This window comes from Virgibacillus necropolis, from assembly GCF_002224365.1.
Taxonomy (GTDB): domain Bacteria; phylum Bacillota; class Bacilli; order Bacillales; family Amphibacillaceae; genus Virgibacillus_F; species Virgibacillus_F necropolis.
In genome coordinates this window covers 212,615-238,238 of the sequence record NZ_CP022437.1, presented here as the reverse complement: position 1 = coordinate 238,238, position 25,624 = coordinate 212,615, and the positions used below count along the sequence as shown (strand labels likewise).

The window sequence follows — 25,624 nt, the reverse complement described above, 5'->3', positions numbered from 1 at the left end:
CGTTCACCTCATTATTTACCTAGGTAAGTAATTACTTTACCCATCTTACACGCTTAAGTAAGTTTTGTAAACCTATAGAAAAGTTGACGTGAAAATAAATCACCACATTCAAAGCTTTTCATTACGTATATCTGCTTTATTTCTTTTACAGATCAGTTTGACAATAGCACGGATAAAAAGCATCAGGACGAAGACGCTTAAAAGCGTGTGTAGCCACGTCCAAGTATTATACTTAATTAGGTCGGTGTATTTTTCCAAAGTTACTTCAATAATGGTTAAGGAGGTTGTATATAATCCCCCTTGCAAAAGGGTATTGAAAGTCGTAGAACGATATGTAGTTTGATAGAAGAAAAGACATACGACTGGGAACAAAAGGTATTCAAAAAGCAAACTGGAATCAAAATGTTTATTGAGAAGTTTTATAGGATAAGTAAGCATGTTTTCTTCCACAATAATACTCCCGATTGCAATTGAAAAATATGACGTCAACAAATAAACAAATAGCCATTCTTTAAACGGCAATTTTCGTAAACTAACTTGCAATAATACAGAGCCCAAAATAAGTAAACCCCACAACATCACTTTTTCCATAAAACCCCGCTCCTTTTCTAAATCGGCCACTATCTATTATAACCAAAGCAAGGATCTTTATAGATTAATCGGGGTTAATGTACTATAGTTGAACGTATTCTTTATAGTCCTATCTTTTTGTACGTCGCTTAACAGTCGCCTCCGCTTTTCTTTGTCTAGCTGCGGCTCCTAGCGACTAGCAAATAGGTAGTCCTGATGAATGTACGGAAAGGTCACCGTACTTTCACAGTTCTACCTATTTGTACTCGCTTAACAGTCGCCTCCGCTTTTCTTGTCTAGCTACGGCTCCTAGAAGCTGCCGTCATAAGCAATGGACACTCCGAGCACGGAAACCATGTGCTCTACAGTCCCTTGCTTATGCGTCTGCTTCTGAACAGTCGCCTCCGCTTTTCTATTTTAGTTCTATACTTGTCCTCTATTTCATATAGTTATAGTGATAAGGAGGACGATTTTAATGAATTATTATGAAAAAGAAACTCAACCACATGTAACACAGCAGGACCATTCATTGAAAATTAACAACCGAAAGAGTGTTGAAATCAGCGGTGTAAAAGAAGTTGATAGTTTTGATAATGAGGAATTTTTACTTGAAACGGTGATGGGGTTTTTAATTGTACGGGGCCAAAACCTTCAGTTAAAAAATCTGGATGTAAGCGAAGGGCTAGTTTCAATAAAAGGCAAAATATACGAGCTTTCCTATGTAGATGAACAACAACAGGAGAAAGCTAAGGGATTCTTTAGCAAGCTGTTTAGATGATCCTCTCCACTCAATTTATGACGATGCTTGCCATGGTTTTAGGAGGCTTTTATTTGGGTATAATATTGGATACGTTTCGGCGAGCATCCTCACATTGGAAAAACTCGGTATTTCTAACTTATTTTATGGAAATTAGTTTTTGGCTTTCTCAAACATTATTTTTATTCTATATTTTATATCGTGTAAATGCTGGTGAATTACGATTCTATGTATTTGTAGCATGTTTATTAGGGTTTGCTACCTATCAAGCTTTGGCTGCCTCATCGTACAAAAAAATGCTTGAGCATATGATTCAGATCGCCTTATCGATTTATCGTTTTTTTGCAAAAGTGATTCATGCTTTGTTCGTTACTCCAGTTGTCTTTGTGTTTTCATTATTTTTTTCAGCTATTGCTTATACAATTCAAGTACTATTTATTATACTGGTAACGATAGGTAAAATAATTTTTGCTCCTTTTAAGTGGGTAATCATGTTAATTTATAGATTGCTTCCAGAAATAATTAAAAAATATTTACACAAAATAGCAGGATTTTATAGTACAATGAAGAATATATGTAAGAAATGGTTGAAGTATATTAAGTTTAAAAGGAGGTAATGGGCTGTGACCGCCAAGAAAAAAACGGTAACAAGATTAAGCTCGGACTATATGCAGCAATACGATGCTCATCAGGGAAGACAAAAACGAAAGAAAAAACGTCTAATTCGTCGTCTTGTGTTATTTTCTATCGTAGTACTTATTGCGATCGGCAGTATGGCTACATATCATGTTAAACAACGTGTACTTCACGCTGAAAAACAAGAACAGTACGAGCAGACACAGGAAAAGATGGCGAAGCTTGAGAAGAAAGAAGCAAATCTTAATGAAGAAATTCAACTTTTACAAAATGAGGAATATGTTTTAGAGATAGCACGAACAAACTATTTCTTTTCCAAAGAAGGCGAATTAATCTTTAAACTCCCTGATGAAGAGCCATCTTATTGACACACTTTCATTATATTGGATATAATACAATAGTAATATATTATTTAAATTTTTAAGGAGGAGCATTTTTTTTATGTCAATCGAAGTAGGCAGCAAGCTGCAAGGTAAGGTAACTGGTATCACTAATTTTGGTGCATTTGTAGAACTCGGAGAAGGGAAAACAGGTCTAGTCCATATTAGTGAAGTTGCTGATAACTATGTTAAAGACATTAATGAACACTTAACCGTCGGTGACGAAGTTTTGGTGAAAGTTATTAATGTTGAAAAAGATGGAAAGATTGGTCTTTCAATTAAAAAGGCTAAAGATAAGCCAGTTCGCCCAAGAAACAATCGTGATCGTGGCGAAACATTTGATCAAAAGATGAACAAATTTTTAAAGGATTCGGAAGACCGTTTGGCCTCTTTGAAGAAGCAAACGGAAACCAAACGCGGAGGCCGAGGTGCTAAGCGGGGATAAAATTGCTGTCTATAAAGATGCTCTATCAAAATAGATAAAAGCAGACACTACTTGTAAATAAGTGGTGTCTGTTTTTTTGCCCTTTTTTTAGAAGGGGTCTTTCTAAGGTGGAGTTTGAAGGATCTAGCATTAGAAAACTTGGCTTATCGCCAAGCCTTAGTTGCACTTATGCAGTAAGAAAGGATTTATACTTTCTTAACTGCAAAATAAACTCTCTGGACCTTACTTATCCGCGGATTCACAAATTTATCTGCCGTTATTCAAATATAACAGCTGATATCAATTTATAACCGTCAATAAACTCTTGGCGGCCCCTAATTACAATTCTACAAACAAAAAAGGATTGAATCCAATTTGAACTCAATCCCTTTTCCTTATTTTTGATAGCGGCAGAGGGGATCGAACCCCCGACCTCACGGGTATGAACCGTACGCTCTCGCCAGCTGAGCTACGCCGCCAAATTTAGCCACAAAATTTATAATACATCACCAAGCGGATGGTGTCAATCCTTTCATTCATTTCCTGGGAAATTATTGTATAATAGGCTTCTGTTTGCTCTGGGTTAAACTTCTTTCACTTCAGGTTTAGTGCGTTTAATAAAGAATGACGAGCTAAAGCCTATTATGAAGAATGCATTTGGTTTTGATGGAACAAATGTTCCTTTCGTCAATATTATTACAAAAACTATAATTGTATCGAATTTTGATGGTATAACAAGATGGTTAATGAGTAGCTTTAAACAGGGGCTTTATGGAGGGAATGACTAAATAAATTACTTCAAAAGAAAGAATTGTTTAGTCAAGAATGTAAGGAATACGTTTATTCTTGTAGAAAACTGATTGATAAAAAAAGAAGATAGTCGAACGATTTTATGAATATCCTCTCTTGTTTTGACAAAAAAAAAATTCATCCTATGATTTAATTACTCTAAGAGGGAGTGGATTTGTATGATGGATTCAATACCAAGGTTGGAATCTAAGGCGTTCGGAGCAGAACAAGGTGTTATGAGTAAGTGGCGGAGAAAGGTATATTCGACAACCCAATCTATCTTACTAGAAAAAGGTTGGCTATTTTTTATGGTAGGTTTTTTGTTGGGACGAGCTGTCATTTTATCTGAAGTCTCTCCGTTTTCTGTTGCATTTTTAGCTACCATTTGGCTTGTACATAAAGAAAAAGCAGCTAAGGTTATGCTTGCAGTTTTTGCGGGAGCATTAAGTTACTCGATTGATCAAGGAATATTTATTTTGCTAGCAATGTTTGTATTTATTTTTCTTGCTGGATTGTTTAAGAATGTTAAAAATCAACAGAGAGTAATTCTGCTTTTTGTTTTCTTAGCGACTATCGCACCGCGTTTAATGCTTTATTCGATTACTGACAGGCTTACATCCTATGAATGGATGCTGTTAGTTGTAGAAGGAGTATTAGGTTTAGTTCTAGTATTGATATTTATGCAAAGCATTCCATTATTATCACAAAAAAAATATAAACCCACTTTAAAGAACGAAGAAATTGTTTGTATGATCATTCTACTTGCTTCTATATTAACGGGAACAATTGGTTGGGAAATATACGATGCATCGATGGAACAAGTTTTCTCTCGCTATTTTGTTTTGATGCTTGCATTTGTTGGAGGTGCGGCAGTTGGGTCGACGGTTGGAGTTGTAGCTGGTCTCATACTCTCACTAGCGAATGTCGCGAATCTTTATCAAATGAGTTTACTTGCTTTTTCTGGATTACTTGGAGGATTGTTAAAAGAAGGGAATAAGATAGGCGTTAGTATTGGTTTATTTGTTGGAACCTTTTTAGTAGGTATCTATGGGGATTCAGCTAATTTGCTTCCTTCTATACTAGAATCATCTATAGCAATTCTACTATTCTTTCTCACACCGGCAAGCTGGTTTAAGAAGCTTTCTCGTTATATTCCGGGAACGGACGAGTATACAAACGAGCAAGAACAATATTTACAAAAGGTTCGAAATGTGACTGCTAAACGGGTTGAACAATTTTCTGATGTTTTTGAGGCGCTGTCAAAAAGCTTTCAAACCGTTGAATACAGTCCAGCTGAGCAAGATGCTGACTATAAGCGTGAAACGGATTATTTTTTAAGTCAGGTGACGGAAAAAACATGTCAGGGATGTTTTATGAAAAATAGGTGCTGGCAACAACAATTTGATAAATCCTATTCTCTAATGGAAGGTTTAAAGAATGATCTGGTTGAGGAACGAGAACCTAGTCCAAGGGATATGCGTGCCTTTGAAAACCATTGTGTAAAATCAAAAAAGGTGATGGACGTGATGAAAGAAGAATTAACCCTTTTTGAGGCGAACAGGCGATTACAAAAACAAGTATCAGAAAGTAAGCGATTTGTAGCAGAACAGCTTCAAGGTGTGTCAGAGGTCATGGATGATTTCGCAAAAGAAATATTAAAGGAACGGCATCACCATGAACAACAGGAGATGCAGATAGTCCAAGGATTAGAGCAAATGGGGATTGATATTGAAAAACTAGATATCTTTAGTTTGGATAAGGGAAATATTGATATTGAAATGATGGTTAATTTATATGAGTATCGCGGGGAAGGTGCAAAGTTAATTGCGCCAATGCTGTCTGATATTATGAATGAAGTTGTTGTGGTAAAACAAGAGGATATTTCGCCATTTCCAAATGGTAGCTGCTTTATTGTATTTGGTTCTGCCAAAGAGTATGTTGTAGAGACCGGGGTATCCCATGCAGCTAAGGGGGGGGGAGTCATTTCTGGAGATAGCCACACAACGATAGAATTAGGAACAGGGAAATATGCAATGGCTATTAGTGACGGAATGGGAAATGGTGAACGGGCACACGAGGAAAGTGTAGAAACGTTACGGTTATTGCAACAAATTTTACAAACCGGGATTCCAGAGAAAGTAGCGATTAAATCGATAAACTCAATCCTTTCGTTACGTTCAACCGATGAAATGTTTGCCACCCTTGATCTTGCTGTTATTAATTTGCACAATGCTGCAGTCCGCTTTTTGAAGATCGGATCGACACCGAGTTTTATTAAACGCGGCGATGAAATGATAAAGGTAGAGGGTAGTAATTTGCCAATGGGTATCATTCAAGAATTTGATGTCGACATCGTAAAAGAACAATTAATGGCTGATGATCTGCTAATCATGATGAGTGACGGTATTTTTGAAGGACCAAAGCATGTGGAAAATGTCGACGTTTGGTTGAAACGCAAGATTCGTGAAATGAAAACCGTTGATCCACAAGAGGTTGCAGATTTACTATTAGAAGAAGTAGTTCGAACCAGATCAGGTGAAATTGCAGATGACATGACAGTCATGGTTGCAAAAATAAATAAAAATACGCCACAATGGGCGGCAATTCCAGCAGGCCATAAGCATGCACAATGACCAAACTAAACATTAAATAAGTATTTGATTACGTGCCCACCTCCGTATATTTTCCTGTTATTTTGGCGATGATGGTGATGGAATAATAGGAGGTGGATTGTATGAAAAAAGGTACGTTAAAACAGATTTTGTTAATTACAGATGGTTGTTCCAATAAAGGAGAGGACCCTGCTGCTACAGCTGCACTTGCGCACCAGCAAGGAATTACCGTCAATGTTATAGGAATTATGGAAGACGATCAAACAGAGCAACCTGATGGATTAGAAGAGGTTGAAGAAGTCGCGCAATCCGGTGGTGGTGTAAGCCAAATTGTTTATAAACAGTCACTATCACAAACGGTACAAATGGTGACAAAGCAGGCAATGACACAAACATTACAGGGGTTTGTGAATCAAGAATTGCAACAGATCCTTGGACCGAATCAAACAATGGACGAGCTAGAACCTGACAAACGCGGAGAAATTATGGAAGTAGTAGAAGAGTTAGGAGAAACTTGTGATCTCGAAGTTCTTATCTTAGTAGATACGAGTGCTAGCATGCATGATAAGATACCTACCGTTAAGGAGGCACTGATCGATTTATCTATTAGCTTAAATGCACGAATTGGAAGAAACAGATTCTGTGTCTTTACTTTTCCAGGTCGACGAAAAGACATTAAACAAATATTGGATTGGTCACCAAAGCTTGATTCCATATCTGCTATTTTCCCTAGATTGACTAGTGGTGGGATTACGCCAACAGGACCAGCACTACGCGAGGCCATGTACCAATTTGGTAAAACAAGCTTGTTAAGGAGCTTTAACGATGAAGATGAGCCACCAATCGAAGAAGCGCGGTATTGAACTTAACCCCGGGACATTAGTAACGGGAAAATGGCATAATAAACGGTATACTGTAATTGAAAAGCTAGGTAGTGGAGCAATTGGAAGTGTATACCTTTGTGATAGTAGCGGGAAACAAGTAGCATTAAAAATAAGTGATAAGAGTATGTCTATGACCATGGAAGTCAATGTATTAAAATCGTTACAAAAGGTCCAAGGTAGTAGTCTTGGACCTTATTTAGTTGATGTTGATGACTTTATCACATCACGTGGTCAGGTCTATTCATTCTATGTTATGGAATATCTACGTGGGCAATCATTATCCACGTTTATTAAACATAACGGTAGTACTTGGGTGGGCGTATTTATGTTACAGCTCCTTGATGATTTAGCCGATCTTCATAAAGCCGGGTGGGTATTTGGGGATTTGAAAGAAGAAAATCTATTAATACTCCATTCTCCGCCTAGAATACGCTGGATTGATGTAGGTGGAACAACACAAATAGGTCGAGCAATAAAAGAATATACAGAGTTTTATGATCGTGGATATTGGGGAATAGGTTCTAGGCGGGCTGAACCAAGCTATGATTTGTTTGCGCTTGTAATGGTTTTTGTAAAATTATATTACCCAAATCAGTTTGAGAGAGGTAATAACGCTGAAGTAACCATTCTATCTAAGGTAAGGAATGTTGCGCCCCTTAGACCATATTTACCTTGTTTCGAAAAAGCAATTCAAGGAAAATATCAATCTAGTGCTGAAATGAAGCAGGATGTAGAACAAATACTTAAGCGGCCTAAGCCAAGCATGACAAGGAAACGTAGCAACCAGAAGGCATCACTACTAGTCGAATCAACAGGTATATCATTAATTGCGTTATTTTATTACATCGTTTCCCTGTTCTTACCATAAAATAATGTGTTAGGATATAGGAGTTCCACTACTATTCTTGGATGAAGGATGAACATAAAAATGAAAGATAACGTGCTGGCATTTATGAAACAAAATCGATTAATAAAGCCCAATTCAACTCTATTAATTGGTGTTTCAGGCGGTCCTGATTCGATGGCACTTCTTCATTTTCTTGATTCAATTAAGAATGAATGGAATCTAAAACTTGTGGCTCTCACAGTTGATCATCAGCTACGAGGGGAAGAATCAAAAGAGGATCTTCGCTTTGTGGAAAGTACTTGTGACAAATGGAATATTAAATTTTGTGGAACTTCCTTAGACGTTCCTTCGTATAAAGAAAAGAGGCATGTTGGGACACAAGTTGCAGCTAGGGAAATGCGGTACCAATTCTTTTTTGAAAAAATGGAAGAATACAATGCTGATTATTTAGCGCTTGGCCACCACGGAGATGATCAGGTTGAAACCATGTTGATGGGGTTTGTTCGTTCCTCCAACAGTAGAGCAATGTCTGGCATTCCTGTTAAACGTCCATTTAACAATGGCACGATTATTCGCCCTTTTTTAAGCATTACCAAAAAAGATATTCATTCTTATTGCCAAAAGAATGGAATTCACTCAAGACTTGATCCATCAAACGAAAAAACAGATTATACAAGAAATTATTTTCGTCAATATGTTCTTCCGTTACTAAAAAATCAAAATCATACTATACATAGTACAGCACAACAATTAAGCAAGTCCTTGCAAACAGATGAAGATTATTTGAGTGAAGAGGCCAAAAAGCTTGTACAACAGGTGATTTTGCTCGATAGAAGTGAAAATTGTGCTTCTTTTGACATAAATTTGTTCCAGGGTTATCACACTGCTTTACAAAGGCGAGCCTATCATCTAATATTAAAATATCTATATGATGAATTGCCTAAAAATTTATCGTATATGCATGAGGAGCAGTTTTTTGCATTATTGAGTAGTCAAAAAGCCAATGGTAGACTGGATTTTCCTCATCGTCTAAAGGTTGTGAAGTCCTATTGTAAGCTGATAGTTTACTTCGAAAATAAACCGCCTAACTCTTCTCCTTTTCATAAAGTCATAAACATTCCTGGTCACGTTATATTATCAGATGGATCAGTTATTCATGCTGATTTTACGAAAGAATCACATAATAAAAGTCAGGAAAAATTTTTATGCGGTAGAAACCAAGTTGCTTTGCCATTACATATTAGAACGCGAAGGACAGGCGATAGAATGACTTGGAAAGGATTAAACGGGAGTAAGAAGATTAAGGATATTTTTATTGATGAAAAAATTCCAGCGAGATTTCGAGATACATGGCCAATTGTGACAGATAATAATGGTGAAGTCTTGTGGCTCGTCGGGTTAAAACAAGGTCAGCCTAGTCATCAAACAAAAGACACCTCATTTATTCAACTATATTTAGAAAAAGCTGGTATGTAGGAGGAACAAACATGCATAACGATATTGAACAAATATTGGTTACGAAAGAGGAAATCGCTAAGAAGTGCGAAGAAATTGGCAAGCAGTTGACGGAGGAATATGATGGAAAATTCCCTTTAGCAATTGGTGTTTTAAAAGGTGCAATGCCATTTATGTCAGACGTTTTGCGGCATACAGATACACACCTAGAAATGGATTTTATGGATGTTTCCAGTTATGGTGGAAAGACCCGTTCTTCTGGAGAAGTAAAAATTGTTAAAGATTTGGATACAAAGGTAGAAGGGCGTGATCTTCTAATTATTGAAGATATTATTGACAGTGGTCTTACGCTCAGTTACTTGGTGGATTTGTTCAAATATCGTAAAGCGAAATCCATTCGAATTGTTACGTTGCTGGATAAACCTTCAGGTAGAACGGCACATATTAAAGCAGATATTATTGGCTTCAATGTACCAGACGAATTTGTAGTCGGTTATGGATTGGATTATGAAGAAAAGTACCGCAATTTACCATACATTGGTGTTCTAAAACCTAAAATTTATGGTGGAGAAGCTGAATAAGAAAACTTTTATTGGTTTTTTACTAAATGATCGGTATTACTTCGTTCAATATGATGTAGAATAGAAAGATAAAAATAGTTTAAAAACAATGACATATATGAGTGGAATTAGTTGTATTGAAACTTTTTCCTGTGGTACTATGTTATATAGTTTTTCCCGTTTGGGAGGAGGTTGGCAATGAAACGATTAATGCGGAATGTTTTCTTTTGGTTCTTGATTTTTCTAGTTGTTGTAGCTGTCATAGAATTATTCAGAGGCCAAGATGAGCAAGCAGAAGAATTAAATGTAGAAGAATTTATGCAGGCACTAAACAATGGTGATATTGCAGAAATGACGATGCAACCTGTAAATAAGATTATAAGAATTACTGGTGAACTGAACGAGGGGGATACACCATTTATTGCCCAAGTACCAGAAAACACCAATATTGTTGCAAATATTTATGAAACAGCTTCAGAACAAAGTGTATTAAATATCGAGCAAGAAGAGCAACCGAGCGGATGGGTTACATTTTTAACAACCATGATCCCGTTTTTAATCATAGGACTATTTTTCTTCTTTATACTTAGCCAATCACAAGGTGGCGGTGGCGGCCGTGTGATGAACTTTGGTAAGAGTAAGGCGAAGATGTTCTCTGAAGATAAGAAAAAGGTTCGCTTTAAAGATGTAGCAGGAGCAGATGAAGAAAAGCAAGAGCTTGTTGAAGTTGTTGACTTTTTGAAGGATCCACGTAAATTCTCAGCAGTTGGAGCCCGAATTCCTAAAGGTGTCTTGCTTGTTGGACCTCCTGGAACAGGTAAAACACTACTTGCACGTGCTGTTGCTGGTGAAGCTGGAAAACCATTTTTCTCTATTAGTGGTTCAGACTTTGTTGAAATGTTTGTCGGCGTAGGTGCTTCTCGTGTACGTGATTTATTTGAAAATGCGAAGAAAAACGCACCTTGTATTATCTTTATTGATGAGATCGATGCAGTTGGTCGTCAACGTGGTGCTGGTCTTGGTGGAGGTCACGATGAACGTGAGCAAACACTAAACCAATTACTTGTTGAAATGGACGGATTTGGTGTAAATGAAGGTATCATCATTATCGCAGCAACAAACCGCCCAGATATTCTTGATCCAGCATTATTACGTCCAGGTCGTTTTGACCGTCAAATCACAGTTGAACGCCCAGATGTTAAAGGCCGCCAGGAAGTATTAGCGGTTCACTCAAAGGATAAACCAATTGATGATAGCGTTGATTTAAAAACAATTGCAATGCGAACTCCAGGTTTTTCTGGTGCTGACTTAGAAAACTTATTAAATGAAGCTGCGTTAGTAGCGGCACGTAGCAGTAAAACCACAATTGATATGTTAGATGTTGATGAAGCAATTGACCGAGTTATTGCGGGACCACAGAAAAAAGGAAAAGTTATTTCCAAAAAAGAACGTAACATTGTGGCATACCATGAAAGTGGACACACGATTATTGGGATGGTCTTGGATGATGCGGATATGGTACATAAAGTTACAATTGTACCTCGTGGTCAAGCTGGCGGATACGCTGTTATGCTTCCAAGAGAAGATCGTTACTTTATGACAAAACCAGAGTTACTCGATAAAATTACTGGATTGTTAGGTGGACGTGTGGCCGAAGAAGTAATATTTGGTGAAGTAAGTACTGGTGCTTCTAATGACTTCCAACGTGCCACAGCAATTGCACGTAAAATGATTACTGAATATGGTATGAGCGATAAAATTGGTCCACTGCAGTTTACAAGTGGTGGAGGCAGTCAGGTATTTCTTGGACGTGACATTCAGAATGAACAAACGTATAGTGATGAGATTGCTCACGATATTGACCAGGAAATGCAAAACTTTATTAACTTCTGTTACGACCGTGCGAAAACAATTCTTACTGACAACAAAGATAAATTGGAACTTGTTGCACAAACGCTTTTAAAAGTAGAAACATTAGATGCAAAACAAATCAAAGGATTGTTTAATGATGGAGTTCTCCCGGAGCCTGCCGAAGACTCAGCAATTGCAACTACTGATTCTACAGAAGAAAAGGATCTTAGAGTAAATATCCAACCGAAACAGGATGATGCTAATCCAGAAACGTTTGAAGAAGCAAAAGAACGAGCAGATAAAGAATTAGAAGAGGATGTTCATGATGAGAAATCTGATGAGCCTTCTAGTTCAGACGATCAAAATAAAAAAGAATAGCACGTATTATAAAACAACCCTTCGTGATAGATGAGGGGTTGTTTTTATAGGCTGTTTTCGTATGCATTGTTGCTTTTTCATCTTCATAGTTGATAAAAAATGCGACGTAATTGCTGGTTTTGGTGGTTGGTCAATCGTTCCGGAAATCCACTTCGCTTTCCGTGGGCTCGCGATGAGCCTCCTCGATCGCAAAGACCGCTCTCTGTGGGGTTTCATCGTCTTCGCTTTCTAAGCAGGAGTCTACGTGGATTTCCTTCACTAGGGTTGAGCTTAACAATTTTAATTTATTTGATTGTTTATATCACACAACGCAGCCAGCAGTTACATCGTAATGTATTTCCGAGCGGTATGTTATGTCGCAGTTTATATCCACTCTCTCAAAAGCAACATTCTTTACGAAAACAGCCTTTTTATATGATGCAAGTACGTCCAAGCTCTGGCGTACAGGACATACTAGTTCCGATGAAGCCACAGGTTATACGGTAATCGCTTACGCTTGTGTAATCGCAAATAAAATTGTGATATATTTAAGGAAATAGAAAATGCTAGTAATCATTATGTGAGATAGAAAGGTATGATTATAACAATGCTTTTTGTTCTGGATGTGGGGAATACCAATACCGTTTTAGGTGTATTTGAAAATGATCAATTAACGCATGAATGGCGAATTAAAACGGATCGCTATAAAACTGAAGATGAGTTTGGTATGCTAATAAAATCGTTATTGGAACACAAGGGAATTTCATTTACGGATATTCATGGGATTATTATATCTTCAGTTGTACCACCGATTATGTTTGCTTTAGAGAAAATGTGTAGAAAATATTTTAATCAAGAAGCATTGGTTATAGGGAAAGATAGTTTTGAATCCTTTTTACCGATGAAATACCCAAATCCAAAAGAAATTGGTGCCGATAGAATTGTGAATGCAGTTGGCGCGATAGAGGAATATGGATCACCACTCGTGATTATCGATTTTGGGACTGCTACAACCTACTGTTATGTGAACGAAAAGCAAGAATATGAGGGTGGTGCCATAGCGCCTGGGATTCATATTTCACTTGAAGCATTATACCAAAAGGCTTCTAAACTTCCTAAGGTAGAGATTACTAGTCCGTCAAATGTTATCGGTACTTCCACAGTCGAAGCAATGCAGGCTGGGATATATTATGGATATATAGGACAAGTTGATGAAGTAGTATCAAGGATAATAGAGCAGGCGAATAAAACTCCGAAAGTGGTTGCGACTGGCGGGCTTGCTAAGCTAATTGCTGATGATTCAAAGACAATAGACTACGTAGATACAAACCTGACCTTAAAAGGTTTGTATATCATTTATAAACGCAACCAAGAGATGAACTCATAAAGGAGAGTTTTCAATGAAAGATTATTTAGTAAAGGCTACAACATATAAGGGACTGGTTCGTGCTTATGCGAGTGTCACTACGGAAACGGTAAGCGAAGCCCAAAGACGTCATGATTCATGGGCAACCACTTCGGCAGCTCTCGGACGTACAATTACCATTTCAGCTATGATGGGCGCTATGTTGAAAGGTGAAGATTCCTTAACGGTTAAAGTGGAAGGAAATGGTCCAATAGGTCCAATCATTGCAGACGCGAACAGTCGTGGCGAGGTTCGTGGCTATGTAACGAATCCCCATGTTGATTTTGAATTAAATCAACATGGTAAATTAGACGTCGCACGAGCAGTTGGTACAGAAGGAAATATTAGTGTTATCAAGGATTTAGGATTAAAGGATTTTTTCACAGGACAGGTCCCTATCATATCTGGCGAAATAAGTGAGGATTTCACGTATTATTTTGCTAATTCTGAGCAAGTTCCATCTGCTGTTGGTGCAGGGGTATTAATTAATCCAGACCACTCTGTATTAGCGGCAGGTGGCTTTATCATCCAAGTAATGCCTGGTGCAGATGAAGAGGTCATTGAACGACTAGAGGAACAAATTCAGACCTTCCCAGCAATCTCCACGTTAATTCGAGAGGGTAATTCGCCAGAAGAAATTTTACAACGTTTATTTGGAAACGAAGAAATAAAAATGCATGAAACATTGCCAATTTCCTTTACCTGTAAGTGCTCAAAGGATCGTATAGAGCAAGCAATTAGTGGGTTAGGTAATGAAGAAATTCAAAAAATGATTGATGAAGACCATGGGGCAGAGGCTACTTGCCATTTTTGTAATGAGGTTTATCAATTTGATGAGCAAGATTTGAATTTGCTAAAGCAAACAGATAAATAATAAGATAGGGAGCTTTATATGCCGAAAAGATTATTACTAGGGATAATAGTTGTACTATTGATAACGAATGTGGCAACACTTTTATTTTGGAATAAACAACAAGGAAAAATCATACTAAATAATGAGAACACTGAAGTGGATGTCAAAGAGCCAGTCGCTACGATAGATGGAGAAACTATTTCTTATGATTCTTGGATGTCTACGCTCCGCGAAACGCATGGGAAAGAACAATTAAAGCGAATGATTGACACGAAAATTGTAAAACAGTTGGCAGCTGAACATGAAATAGAGGTTAGTGAAAAGGTTATTAAACGTGAGTTGGCATTATTGACTGGTATGCAGGGTCCAATGACCCCAAAGGAGGTAAAGCAAAAGGAAAAAGAGTGGCGGGAGGATATTATCTACCGTTATCAATTAGGTGCTTTACTAACCATGGACACTACCATCTCCGAGGAAGAAATGAAATCTTACTACGATAACTATAAAAATCAATACGATTTTTCCGCATCAATGAAAGTATCACATATCATCGTAAAGAATACGAAAACAGCTGAGAAAGTAAAAAAGGAATTAGATAATGGTGCATCTTTTTCATTACTTGCGAAGGAATATTCTATTGATGAGGATACAAAAAAAGATGGTGGATATCTTGGCTATTTTCAGACCAACAGTCAATTTTTACCGATGGGTTACTTTGAAACAGCAAAGGAAATGGACGCTGGAACATATAGCGAGCCATTTAAAAGCAATACAGGTGTAGCTATTATCTACCTTCATCGTTTGTTACCTGATATCAATTTCACCTACAAGGAGATTAAACCTTATTTAAAAAGGGAACTGGCATTAGACCAACTAGATCAATCTTTAACCACTGAACCACTTTGGAATAAATTAGATATTAAATGGGTATATGAAGAAAGTAAAAAATAGCGTCTAACTTATATATAATGTTTGACAATTCCCATTTTAACGCGTACATTATTAATAAATCCTACAAATTTACTAGGAATTAGGAGGAAGTTATATGAGAGTTGCAGATAATATCGCTGGTTTAATTGGTGAAACACCAATGGTTAAATTAAATCGTTCAGCAGATCCAGATAGTGCAGATATTTATTTAAAACTAGAGTATATGAATCCCGGAAGTTCGGTAAAGGATCGTATTGCATTAGCAATGATAGAGGCAGCAGAAGAGGAAGGCGTTTTAAAGGAAGGCGACACCATTATTGAACCAACAAGCGGTAACACGGGAATTGGTTTAGCAATGGTTGGTGCTGCAAAAGGTTATAAAACGATATTAGTAATGCCTGATACTATGAGTAAAGAACGTCAAAATTTACTACGTGCATATGGAGCTAAATTAATTTTAACACCAGGTTCAGGTGGAATGAACACTGCTATTAAAAAAGCAGAGGAGTTAAAAGAGGAAAATGGCTATTTTATGCCTCAGCAGTTTAACAATAAAGCAAATCCAGATGTACATGCACGTACGACGGGAAAAGAAATCGTAGAACAAATGAAAGATGGACTAGATGCATTTATCTCTGGTATTGGCACAGGTGGAACAATAACTGGAGCGGGAAGAGTTTTAAAAGAGCATTTTGACGGAGTAAAGTTATATGCGGTTGAACCATCAGACTCTGCCATCTTATCTGGCGGTTCTCCTGGACCACATAAAATACAAGGATTAGGTGCGGGATTTATACCAAAAGTGTTAGATACCGATGTATATGATGAAGTGATCCGGATTACAAATGAAGATGCATTTGCAACGTCCCGAGAGGTTGCAAAAAATGATGGTATTCTTGGCGGTATATCATCAGGGGCTGCAATCGCAGCTGCTAAACAAGTTGCTAAAAAGCTTGGTAAAGGTAAGAAGGTTGTTGCCATACTTCCAAGTAATGGGGAGCGCTACTTATCAACTCCACTATACGAATTTGATGAGAACGATCAATAATTATGATTAAGGACTAGTACTGATTCAGTACTAGTCCTTTTTTTTGTCCAATGATACAATAGTGTAGAATAATAGCATTGGAAGAAGGTATGATTATGCAAGCAATTTTGAAAACAAGAGCTATTAACTATGACCTATCAGCACGAACACATATCATGGGAATTTTAAATGTCACCCCAGATTCCTTTTCAGATGGTGGAAGTTATACAACAATAGAAAAAGCTGTTGCACAAGCCATTGAAATGGAGAAACAAGGTGCTGACATTATTGATATTGGAGGAGAATCAACTCGTCCTAATCATAAACCAGTTTCTGTAGAAGAAGAAATTAAGCGAGTCGTTCCAGCAATTGAAGCTGTGAAGAAAGCGGTAAAAATACCCATTTCTATTGATACCTTTAAAGCAGAAACAGCTAGAGCGGCAGTAGAAGCGGGAGCATCTATCATAAATGATGTTTGGGGAGCAAAAAAGGAACCCGAAATAGCGAAAGTTGCCGCGGAATATAGTGTCCCGATCGTATTGATGCACAACCGGCCGAATAAAAACTATGTGTCACTTATTGATGACATGAAAAAGGATTTGTCGGAAAGCATTGAGATTGCATTAAAAGCAGGTGTGAAAAAAGAAAATATCATCCTTGATCCTGGAATTGGGTTTGCCAAGACTCAGGCAGATAATCTTGTGGCTATGAATCATCTAGAAGTATTTGTAGAAATGAAATATCCAGTTTTACTAGGGACATCCCGTAAAAGGTTTATCGGTCACATTCTAGACCTTCCACCTGAGGAGCGCGACAATGGAACAGGTGCCACAACCTGTCTTGGAATCCAAAAAGGGGTGCAACTTGTTCGAGTCCATGATGTGAAGCGAAATGTAGAATTAGCTAAAATGATGGATGCGATGGTAGCTGGAGGTAATAAGAAAAATGGATAAAATCATCATGAAGAATTTACAATTTTACGGGTATCATGGACTGCTCCCAGAGGAAAATAAGTTGGGGCAACGTTTTAATGTTGATGTGGAATTGCTAGTAGACTTAACACATGCTGGTGAAAGTGACAAAATGGAAGATTCTATCCACTATGGCCTTGTGTATGAGGTGATTCAAGCAGTAGTGGAGGGTTACGCGAAAAATCTAATTGAAGCAGTTGCAGAAGAAATTGCTAGGAAGCTTTTATCTAGTTTTGACTTATTACAGGCCTGTCAGGTTAAACTTATAAAACCAGATCCACCAATTCGCGGTCATTACGAGTCTGTAGCGGTAGAAATTTTTAGGGAGAAAATATAATGAATACTGTTTTTTTAGCACTTGGAACAAATATTGAGCCGCGTTTGACCCACTTACAAAAGGCATTACATGAGCTTAGCGCACATTACCATATTGTGATTAAGAATCAGTCAACTATTTATGAGACAGCACCAGTTGGATATACGGATCAGGCAGACTTTTTAAACATGGTCATTCAAATAGAAACAGAACTTAAACCAATTGATTTACTAGATATATGCCAACAAGTTGAGCAAGAACTAGGGCGCAAACGGGAAATTAGATTTGGACCTCGTACAATAGACCTTGACATTTTAATCTATAATAATGAAAATAGAAAAACAGAACGATTAATTTTGCCGCACCCAAGAATGCATGAACGGGCATTTGTACTTATACCATTATATGAAATAAACCCTGAATTACCAATTGGTGATGAAGGAAACCGCGTGTCAGATTATGTGAACGATTTGACAGAGCAAGATGTAAAGGATGTTAGAGTATGGTCACCTCCAGAGTCGGTAGACGAATAAAGGCATTTCGTAAATTAAAGGGTTATACTCAGGTAGGTCTAGCAAAAGACATACATGTTTCAATCGCGGAACTTAGATGTTTAGAGCGCGGGGATAAGGAAGCTCCCGCTGTAGTTCTTGATCAAATCGCAACAACCTTAGCTGTTTCAAAGGAAGAGTTAATCGGCAAAAGTGAAAATTTAAAGAAGACGTAGTAATGTTTCAAATTGGTGATATTTCCATTCCTAACAAAGTAGTTCTTGCCCCGATGGCAGGGGTTTGTAATTATGCATTCCGATTAACGTTCAAAGAATTTGGCTCAGGATTAGTAGCAAATATCGCGTCATAATTGCTTTTGACTAGGATAAAACGTGATTCTGCCAGTTTTGGACTGGCAGTTTTTTTCACTGATAAGAGGGAATGTAATTTTTTAGTGGATATCAGTAAGTACAACTAAGCTTTCGCCCATTATAGCTTGGGGATTAGCCAAGTTTTCTAAACTTAGCTTTGTGTGCTTAGTCAATACATGAAATAAATTGATATTTCCTATATAATGAACGATAAACGGTTCAAAATGACTTGTACGGTCAATGATAAAGAAAAATTTGTACTTATTGGAGTGGTAATGATGTCAGAAGAAATAAATGAACAAATGCGAGTTCGTCGTGAAAAACTGCAAACATTTCGAGAGCAAGGTGTCGATCCTTTTGGTGGAAAATTTGAGCGTACTCACTCAACAGAAGCGCTAGTAGAACAATATGATCAATTTTCAAAAGAAGAATTAGAAGAGAAAACCGATCGTGTTACTATTGCTGGACGTATGATGACGAAACGTGGAAAAGGAAAAGCAGGATTTGCTCATGTCCAAGATTTAAGTGGGCAGCTGCAAATTTACGTACGAAAAGATATGATTGGTGACGCTGCTTATGAAACGTTCAATACAACGGATATGGGAGATATTATTGGGGTAACAGGTGTTATGTTCAAAACTAAAGTTGGTGAACTGTCTGTAAAGGTTACAGAATTCCATTTGTTATCAAAGTCACTACGCCCACTACCAGAAAAGTATCATGGACTTAAGGATATCGAACAACGCTATCGTCAACGTTATTTAGATTTAATTACGAATGTTTCCAGTAGAGATACGTTTGTATTACGTAGTAAAATCATTCAATCAATGCGCAAGTATCTTGACGGACAAGGATTTTTGGAAGTGGAAACTCCACTGATGCATAGCATTCCTGGTGGAGCGTCTGCGCGTCCATTTGAAACCCATCACAATGCATTAGATATTCCATTGTATATGCGAATTGCGATTGAATTACACCTAAAACGCCTAATTGTTGGTGGAATGGAAAAGGTGTATGAAATTGGCCGCGTTTTCCGAAACGAGGGTGTTTCAACAAGACATAACCCTGAGTTTACAATGATGGAACTTTATGAAGCATATGCAGATTTCCATGATGTAATGGAACTAACAGAAAACATGGTTGCACATATTGCGAAAGAAGTATTAGGTGATACAACAGTAATGTATGGGGAGGAAGAAATTTCACTTGCTCCAAGATGGAAAAGACTGCATATGGTTGATGCCGTTAAAGAATATACAGGAGTAGACTTCTGGCAAGAAATGAGTGATGAAGATGCCCGTGGGTTAGCAAAAGAGCACGGCATACAAATCCAGGATTCGATGACATTTGGGCATGTGGTGAATGAATTCTTTGAACAGAGAATAGAGGAAAAGCTAATTCAACCTACCTTTATATTTGGTCACCCTGTTGAAATTTCACCACTTGCTAAAAAAACTAAAGAAGATGGTCGTTTTACCGATCGATTTGAATTATTTATTGTTGGACGTGAACACGCAAATGCCTTTAGTGAATTAAACGACCCAATTGATCAACGTGAACGTTTTGAGTCACAACTCAAGGAACGCGAACAAGGAAATGACGAAGCGCACCTAATGGATGATGATTTCCTAGAAGCGTTAGAGTACGGTATGCCACCTACTGGGGGACTCGGTATTGGTATTGATCGTCTAGTTATGCTTTTAACGAATTCGCCTTCCATACGTGATGTACTACTTTTCCCACAAATGCGTAATAAATAAAAGTAAGGAAAGACATCTTAGCAAAGCCTTTAAAGAGAAGGGTTGCTAGGTTGTCTTTTTAATTTACGGTAAAGTATTTTTGGTTGGGTTTTCCTTGATTATTAGAGCATGTTTAAAAAGGTGTCAAATTAGAAATAAGATTGATTAAGTTCGCAACGTCCTTGAAAATTAAGGCCGATTTCTTCGTGTGATGCTTTTTCAGAGTAGCTTTCCTTATCCTGTTACAACGTCGACGCTAGCAAGACCTGTGCGTTGGAGGAGATTAGAAGAACCGTGAACGAAAGAATTGCCATTTGTCAATTGAAGATTTTTTGATTCTCTCATAACCTCTTTTTCTTGGTTAGTTTCTGCTTGTTAAACGGGTTGAAATGCGTTGCAATAATTTCCAATTATCTCTTTTTTATATTTCTCTTGATTTCATTCTAAAAACATGGTAAATTAGATTACGTTGTCTTTTGAACAACCTTAACATTTGTTTGTTTCAAAAAAATAATTAAAAAGTTATTGACTTTATTATTTTTAAGTGGTATATTAATAAAGTCGCCAAATTGAGACGGCAATTAATTCGATCCTTGAAAACTGAACAAAACAACCAAGTATGTAAGTAACGAAACAAAGCTAAGACAATTGATAAAATCGATTGGTGTCGATTTTATTCAAACTTTTTTGGAGAGTTTGATCTTGGCTCAGGACGAACGCTGGCGGCGTGCCTAATACATGCAAGTCGAGCGCGGGAAGCAAGCAATCACCCTTCGGGGTGTGAGCTTGTGGAACGAGCGGCGGACGGGTGAGTAACACGTGGGCAACCTACCTGTAAGATTGGGATAACCCCGGGAAACCGGAGCTAATACCGAATAATACTTTTTATCACATGGTAGAAAGTTGAAAGGCGGCTTTTGCTGTCACTTACAGATGGGCCCGCGTCGCATTAGCTAGTTGGTGGGGTAATGGCCTACCAAGGCGACGATGCGTAGCCGACCTGAGAGGGTGATCGGCCACACTGGGACTGAGACACGGCCCAGACTCCTACGGGAGGCAGCAGTAGGGAATCTTCCGCAATGGACGAAAGTCTGACGGAGCAACGCCGCGTGAGTGATGAAGGTTTTCGGATCGTAAAACTCTGTTGTTAGGGAAGAACAAGTATCGTTCGAATAGGGCGGTACCATGACGGTACCTAACCAGAAAGCCCCGGCTAACTACGTGCCAGCAGCCGCGGTAATACGTAGGGGGCAAGCGTTGTCCGGAATTATTGGGCGTAAAGCGCTCGCAGGCGGTCTTTTAAGTCTGATGTGAAAGCCCACGGCTTAACCGTGGAGGGTCATTGGAAACTGGAGGACTTGAGTACAGAAGAGGAGAGTGGAATTCCACGTGTAGCGGTGAAATGCGTAGAGATGTGGAGGAACACCAGTGGCGAAGGCGACTCTCTGGTCTGTAACTGACGCTGAGGAGCGAAAGCGTGGGGAGCGAACAGGATTAGATACCCTGGTAGTCCACGCCGTAAACGATGAGTGCTAGGTGTTAGGGGGTTTCCGCCCCTTAGTGCTGAAGTTAACGCATTAAGCACTCCGCCTGGGGAGTACGGCCGCAAGGCTGAAACTCAAAAGAATTGACGGGGGCCCGCACAAGCGGTGGAGCATGTGGTTTAATTCGAAGCAACGCGAAGAACCTTACCAGGTCTTGACATCCTCTGATAGCGATAGAGATATCGTGTTCCCTTCGGGGACAGAGTGACAGGTGGTGCATGGTTGTCGTCAGCTCGTGTCGTGAGATGTTGGGTTAAGTCCCGCAACGAGCGCAACCCTTGATCTTAGTTGCCAGCATTCAGTTGGGCACTCTAAGGTGACTGCCGGTGACAAACCGGAGGAAGGTGGGGATGACGTCAAATCATCATGCCCCTTATGACCTGGGCTACACACGTGCTACAATGGATGGAACAAAGGGACGCGAAGCCGCGAGGTGTAGCAAATCCCATAAAACCATTCTCAGTTCGGATTGTAGGCTGCAACTCGCCTACATGAAGCCGGAATCGCTAGTAATCGCGGATCAGCATGCCGCGGTGAATACGTTCCCGGGCCTTGTACACACCGCCCGTCACACCACGAGAGTTGGCAACACCCGAAGTCGGTGAGGTAACCTTTATGGAGCCAGCCGCCGAAGGTGGGGCCAATGATTGGGGTGAAGTCGTAACAAGGTAGCCGTATCGGAAGGTGCGGCTGGATCACCTCCTTTCTAAGGAAAAACAGAAAGCGGAAGCTATTCGTAGTGGAAGCCGTACTGTTTAACGGAAAATCGGTGACGCTTGTCGTCATCGATAAGACCTGCCATTGGTAGGCCTTGCATACATGGTTGTTTGTTCAGTTTTGAGGGATGCGAATCTCTCTTTTTGTACCTTGAAAACTAAATAAGAGCAAGATAGACAACGACATCAAAAACGTAAGTTCTTAATCATAAAGATAGTTAAGTGAAGAAGAGCGCACGGTGAATGCCTTGGCACTAGGAGCCGATGAAGGACGGGACTAACACCGATATGCCTCGGGGAGTCGTAAGTAGACTTTGATCCGAGGATTTCCGAATGGGGAAACCCACTGTTCGTAATGGAGCAGTACGCGTATCTGAATACATAGGATACGCGTGGCAGACCCGGGGAACTGAAACATCTCATTACCCGGAGGAAGAGAAAGCAAATGCGATTTCCTAAGTAGCGGCGAGCGAAACGGAATCAGCCCAAACCAGAAAGCTTGCTTTCTGGGGTTGTAGGACACTCCATTGGAGTTACAAAGAAATTCTTTAGATGAATCGATCTGGAACGATCAGCCATAGCGGGTAAGAGCCCTGTAATCGAAAAAGAGTTTCCTCCGGAGTGGATCCTGAGTACGGCGGAACACGAGAAATTCCGTCGGAATCTGGGAGGACCATCTCCCAAGGCTAAATACTACCTAGTGACCGATAGTGAACCAGTACCGTGAGGGAAAGGTGAAAAGCACCCCGGAAGGGGAGTGAAAGAGATCCTGAAACCGTGCGCTTACAAGTAGTCGAAGCCCGTTAATGGGTGACGGCGTACCTTTTGTAGAATGGACCGGCGAGTTACGATCGTATGCGAGGTTAAGTGGAAGACACGGAGCCGCAGCGAAAGCGAGTCTGAATAGGGCGAATTAGTATGCGGTCGTAGACCCGAAACCGTGTGATCTACCCATGTCCAGGGTGAAGGTCAGGTAACACTGACTGGAGGCCCGAACCCACGTATGTTGAAAAATGCGGGGATGAGGTGTGGGTAGGGGTGAAATGCCAATCGAACACGGAGATAGCTGGTTCTCTCCGAAATAGCTTTAGGGCTAGCCTCAGGCAGATGCGTACTGGAGGTAGAGCACTGATTGGACTAGGGGCCCTCACCGGGTTACCGAATTCAGTCAAACTCCGAATGCCAGCTACGTAAGCCTGGGAGTCAGACTATGGGTGATAAGGTTCATAGTCGAAAGGGAAACAGCCCAGACCGCCAGCTAAGGTCCCAAAGTATACGTTAAGTGGAAAAGGATGTGGAGTTGCCCAGACAACCAGGATGTTGGCTTAGAAGCAGCCATCATTTAAAGAGTGCGTAATAGCTCACTGGTCGAGTGACTCTGCGCCGAAAATGTACCGGGGCTAAACGTATCACCGAAGCTGCGGATTGTTCTATGAACAATGGTAGGAGAGCGTTCGAAGTGCAGTGAAGTCAGACCGTGAGGACTGGTGGAGCGCTTCGAAGTGAGAATGCCGGTATGAGTAGCGAAAAAAGAGTGAGAATCTCTTTCACCGAAAGCCCAAGGTTTCCTGAGGAAGGCTCGTCCGCTCAGGGTTAGTCGGGACCTAAGCCGAGGCCGACAGGCGTAGGCGATGGACAACAGGTAGATATTCCTGTACCACCTCATGAACGTTTGAACGATGGGGGGACGCAGTAGGATAAGGAATGCGTACGATTGGAAATGTGCGCCCAAGCAGCAAGGGAGTTGGATTGGCAAATCCGTCCAACAATTCTGAGCTGTGATGGGGAGGGAACTAAAGTACCGAAGTTCTGGATTTCACACTGCCAAGAAAAGCCTCTAGTGAGTTCATAGGTGCCCGTACCGCAAACCGACACAGGTAGGCGAGGAGAGAATCCTAAGGTGATCGGGAGAACTCTCGTTAAGGAACTCGGCAAAATGACCCCGTAACTTCGGGAGAAGGGGTGCTCCTTTAAGGAGGAGCCGCAGTGAATAGGCCCAAGCGACTGTTTAGCAAAAACACAGGTCTCTGCGAAGCCGAAAGGCGAAGTATAGGGGCTGACACCTGCCCGGTGCTGGAAGGTTAAGGGGAAAGGTTAGCGCCTTCGGGTGCGAAGCTTAGAACCGAAGCCCCAGTAAACGGCGGCCGTAACTATAACGGTCCTAAGGTAGCGAAATTCCTTGTCGGGTAAGTTCCGACCCGCACGAAAGGTGCAACGACTTGGGCACTGTCTCAACGAGAGACCCGGTGAAATTATACTATGCGTGAAGATGCGCATTACCCGCGACAGGACGGAAAGACCCCGTGGAGCTTTACTGTAGCCTGATATTGAATGTTGGTACAGCTTGTACAGGATAGGTGGGAGCCTTGGAAACCGGAGCGCTAGCTTCGGTGGAGGCATCCGTGGGATACCACCCTGGCTGTACGGACCTTCTAACCCAGGACCGTAATCCGGTTCGGAGACAGTGTCAGGCGGGCAGTTTGACTGGGGCGGTCGCCTCCTAAAGAGTAACGGAGGCGCCCAAAGGTTCCCTCAGAATGGTTGGAAATCATTCGTAGAGTGTAAAGGCAGAAGGGAGCTTGACTGCGAGACCTACAAGTCGAGCAGGGACGAAAGTCGGGCTTAGTGATCCGGTGGTTCCGCATGGAAGGGCCATCGCTCAACGGATAAAAGCTACCCCGGGGATAACAGGCTTATCTCCCCCAAGAGTTCACATCGACGGGGAGGTTTGGCACCTCGATGTCGGCTCATCGCATCCTGGGGCTGTAGTCGGTCCCAAGGGTTGGGCTGTTCGCCCATTAAAGCGGTACGCGAGCTGGGTTCAGAACGTCGTGAGACAGTTCGGTCCCTATCCGTCGTGGGCGCTGGAAGTTTGAGAGGAGCTGTCCTTAGTACGAGAGGACCGGGATGGACACACCGCTGGTGTACCAGTTGTTCCGCCAGGAGCATAGCTGGGTAGCTACGTGTGGAAAGGATAAGTGCTGAAAGCATCTAAGCATGAAGCCCCCCTCAAGATGAGACTTCCCATCACTTTCGAGTGAGTAAGATCCCTCAGAGACGATGAGGTTGATAGGTTCGAGGTGGAAGCGTGGTGACACGTGCAGCTGACGAATACTAATCGATCGAGGACTTAACTAAC

The 25,624-nt window shown here is 40.2% G+C and carries 20 protein-coding genes, 1 tRNA gene, 2 rRNA genes and 1 pseudogene; 22 read left to right on the top strand and 2 right to left on the bottom strand.

Annotation, left to right across the window (positions count from 1 at the left end):
- Positions 1-108: 108 nt before the first annotated feature.
- On the bottom strand, positions 109-591 hold the full coding sequence (locus CFK40_RS01295) for a CBO0543 family protein (RefSeq protein ID WP_089530302.1): 483 nt from the start codon (positions 589-591) through the stop codon (positions 109-111).
- Between the two features lie 454 nt (positions 592-1,045).
- On the opposite strand from CFK40_RS01295, the gene yabP reads away from it, so the two are divergent.
- The 4 genes from yabP (at position 1,046) to CFK40_RS01275 (ending at position 2,788) form a co-directional block, all read left to right on the top strand.
- Positions 1,046-1,348: a sporulation protein YabP gene (gene yabP / locus CFK40_RS01290; protein WP_089530301.1), complete on the top strand. Its 303-nt coding sequence runs from the start codon at positions 1,046-1,048 to the stop codon at positions 1,346-1,348.
- Between the two features lie 53 nt (positions 1,349-1,401).
- Complete coding sequence (gene yabQ, locus CFK40_RS01285; protein ID WP_264371386.1) at positions 1,402-1,944, top strand: spore cortex biosynthesis protein YabQ; 543 nt, start codon at positions 1,402-1,404, stop codon at positions 1,942-1,944.
- A gap of 6 nt (positions 1,945-1,950) precedes the next feature.
- Complete coding sequence (locus CFK40_RS01280; RefSeq protein ID WP_089530299.1) at positions 1,951-2,331, top strand: FtsB family cell division protein; 381 nt, start codon at positions 1,951-1,953, stop codon at positions 2,329-2,331.
- A 73-nt stretch (positions 2,332-2,404) separates the two neighbouring features.
- Complete coding sequence (locus CFK40_RS01275; RefSeq protein WP_089530298.1) at positions 2,405-2,788, top strand: S1 domain-containing RNA-binding protein; 384 nt, start codon at positions 2,405-2,407, stop codon at positions 2,786-2,788.
- A 384-nt stretch (positions 2,789-3,172) separates the two neighbouring features.
- Here CFK40_RS01275 and CFK40_RS01270 read toward each other — a convergent pair.
- Positions 3,173-3,246 (bottom strand) — tRNA-Met (locus tag CFK40_RS01270).
- Between the two features lie 489 nt (positions 3,247-3,735).
- Between CFK40_RS01270 and spoIIE the strand changes: the two genes are divergently transcribed.
- From spoIIE to CFK40_RS01185, 18 genes and pseudogenes are all read left to right on the top strand, one after another.
- Entirely contained in the window at positions 3,736-6,189 is a 2,454-nt protein-coding gene (gene spoIIE, locus CFK40_RS01265; RefSeq protein ID WP_089530297.1) for a stage II sporulation protein E, read from the top strand.
- 101 nt (positions 6,190-6,290) lie between these two features.
- Positions 6,291-7,031 carry a VWA domain-containing protein gene (locus tag CFK40_RS01260; protein WP_089530296.1) on the top strand — a complete coding sequence of 247 codons (741 nt, stop codon included), beginning with the start codon at positions 6,291-6,293 and terminating at the stop codon, positions 7,029-7,031.
- Positions 6,994-7,920 (top strand): protein kinase domain-containing protein, encoded by a 927-nt coding sequence (locus tag CFK40_RS01255; RefSeq protein ID WP_089530295.1) that lies wholly within the window; start codon positions 6,994-6,996, stop codon positions 7,918-7,920. Before CFK40_RS01260 ends, CFK40_RS01255 begins: the two co-directional genes overlap by 38 nt.
- 60 nt (positions 7,921-7,980) lie before the next feature.
- Positions 7,981-9,375 (top strand): tRNA lysidine(34) synthetase TilS, encoded by a 1,395-nt coding sequence (gene tilS / locus CFK40_RS01250; RefSeq protein ID WP_089530294.1) that lies wholly within the window; start codon positions 7,981-7,983, stop codon positions 9,373-9,375.
- 11 nt (positions 9,376-9,386) lie between these two features.
- Positions 9,387-9,935, top strand: a complete 549-nt coding sequence (hpt, locus tag CFK40_RS01245; protein WP_089530293.1) for a hypoxanthine phosphoribosyltransferase — start codon at positions 9,387-9,389, stop codon at positions 9,933-9,935.
- 177 nt (positions 9,936-10,112) lie between these two features.
- Entirely contained in the window at positions 10,113-12,143 is a 2,031-nt protein-coding gene (gene ftsH, locus CFK40_RS01240) for an ATP-dependent zinc metalloprotease FtsH (RefSeq protein WP_089530292.1), read from the top strand.
- 586 nt (positions 12,144-12,729) lie between these two features.
- Complete coding sequence (locus CFK40_RS01235) at positions 12,730-13,509, top strand: type III pantothenate kinase (protein WP_089534248.1); 780 nt, start codon at positions 12,730-12,732, stop codon at positions 13,507-13,509.
- A 13-nt stretch (positions 13,510-13,522) separates the two neighbouring features.
- The gene (gene hslO, locus CFK40_RS01230; RefSeq protein WP_089530291.1) at positions 13,523-14,401 is read left to right on the top strand and encodes an Hsp33 family molecular chaperone HslO; all 879 of its coding nucleotides are present in this window, start codon (positions 13,523-13,525) and stop codon (positions 14,399-14,401) included.
- An 18-nt stretch (positions 14,402-14,419) separates the two neighbouring features.
- Complete coding sequence (locus CFK40_RS01225) at positions 14,420-15,331, top strand: peptidylprolyl isomerase (RefSeq protein ID WP_089530290.1); 912 nt, start codon at positions 14,420-14,422, stop codon at positions 15,329-15,331.
- Positions 15,332-15,425: 94 nt separating this feature from the next.
- Positions 15,426-16,358 (top strand): cysteine synthase A, encoded by a 933-nt coding sequence (cysK, locus tag CFK40_RS01220; RefSeq protein WP_089530289.1) that lies wholly within the window; start codon positions 15,426-15,428, stop codon positions 16,356-16,358.
- Between the two features lie 95 nt (positions 16,359-16,453).
- The gene (gene folP, locus CFK40_RS01215; protein WP_089530288.1) at positions 16,454-17,290 is read left to right on the top strand and encodes a dihydropteroate synthase; all 837 of its coding nucleotides are present in this window, start codon (positions 16,454-16,456) and stop codon (positions 17,288-17,290) included.
- On the top strand, positions 17,283-17,645 hold the full coding sequence (gene folB / locus CFK40_RS01210) for a dihydroneopterin aldolase (protein ID WP_089530287.1): 363 nt from the start codon (positions 17,283-17,285) through the stop codon (positions 17,643-17,645). The genes folP and folB overlap by 8 nt, the downstream gene beginning before the upstream one ends.
- A complete protein-coding gene (folK, locus tag CFK40_RS01205) occupies positions 17,645-18,157 on the top strand; it encodes a 2-amino-4-hydroxy-6-hydroxymethyldihydropteridine diphosphokinase (RefSeq protein WP_089530286.1) in 513 nt (170 codons plus the stop codon). The genes folB and folK overlap by 1 nt, the downstream gene beginning before the upstream one ends.
- On the top strand, positions 18,127-18,351 hold the full coding sequence (locus tag CFK40_RS01200; RefSeq protein WP_089530285.1) for a helix-turn-helix domain-containing protein: 225 nt from the start codon (positions 18,127-18,129) through the stop codon (positions 18,349-18,351). Before folK ends, CFK40_RS01200 begins: the two co-directional genes overlap by 31 nt.
- Before the next feature lie 2 nt (positions 18,352-18,353).
- A pseudogene (locus CFK40_RS20685) lies at positions 18,354-18,467 on the top strand (tRNA dihydrouridine synthase DusB); the annotation flags it as partial.
- 297 nt (positions 18,468-18,764) lie between these two features.
- Positions 18,765-20,246 carry a lysine--tRNA ligase gene (gene lysS / locus CFK40_RS01195; protein WP_089530284.1) on the top strand — a complete coding sequence of 494 codons (1,482 nt, stop codon included), beginning with the start codon at positions 18,765-18,767 and terminating at the stop codon, positions 20,244-20,246.
- 663 nt (positions 20,247-20,909) lie between these two features.
- Positions 20,910-22,475: ribosomal RNA gene (locus tag CFK40_RS01190) — 16S ribosomal RNA — on the top strand.
- A gap of 226 nt (positions 22,476-22,701) precedes the next feature.
- Positions 22,702-25,623: ribosomal RNA gene (locus CFK40_RS01185) — 23S ribosomal RNA — on the top strand.
- The 16S and 23S rRNA genes sit together here, the layout of an rRNA operon.
- Position 25,624: the final 1 nt, after the last annotated feature.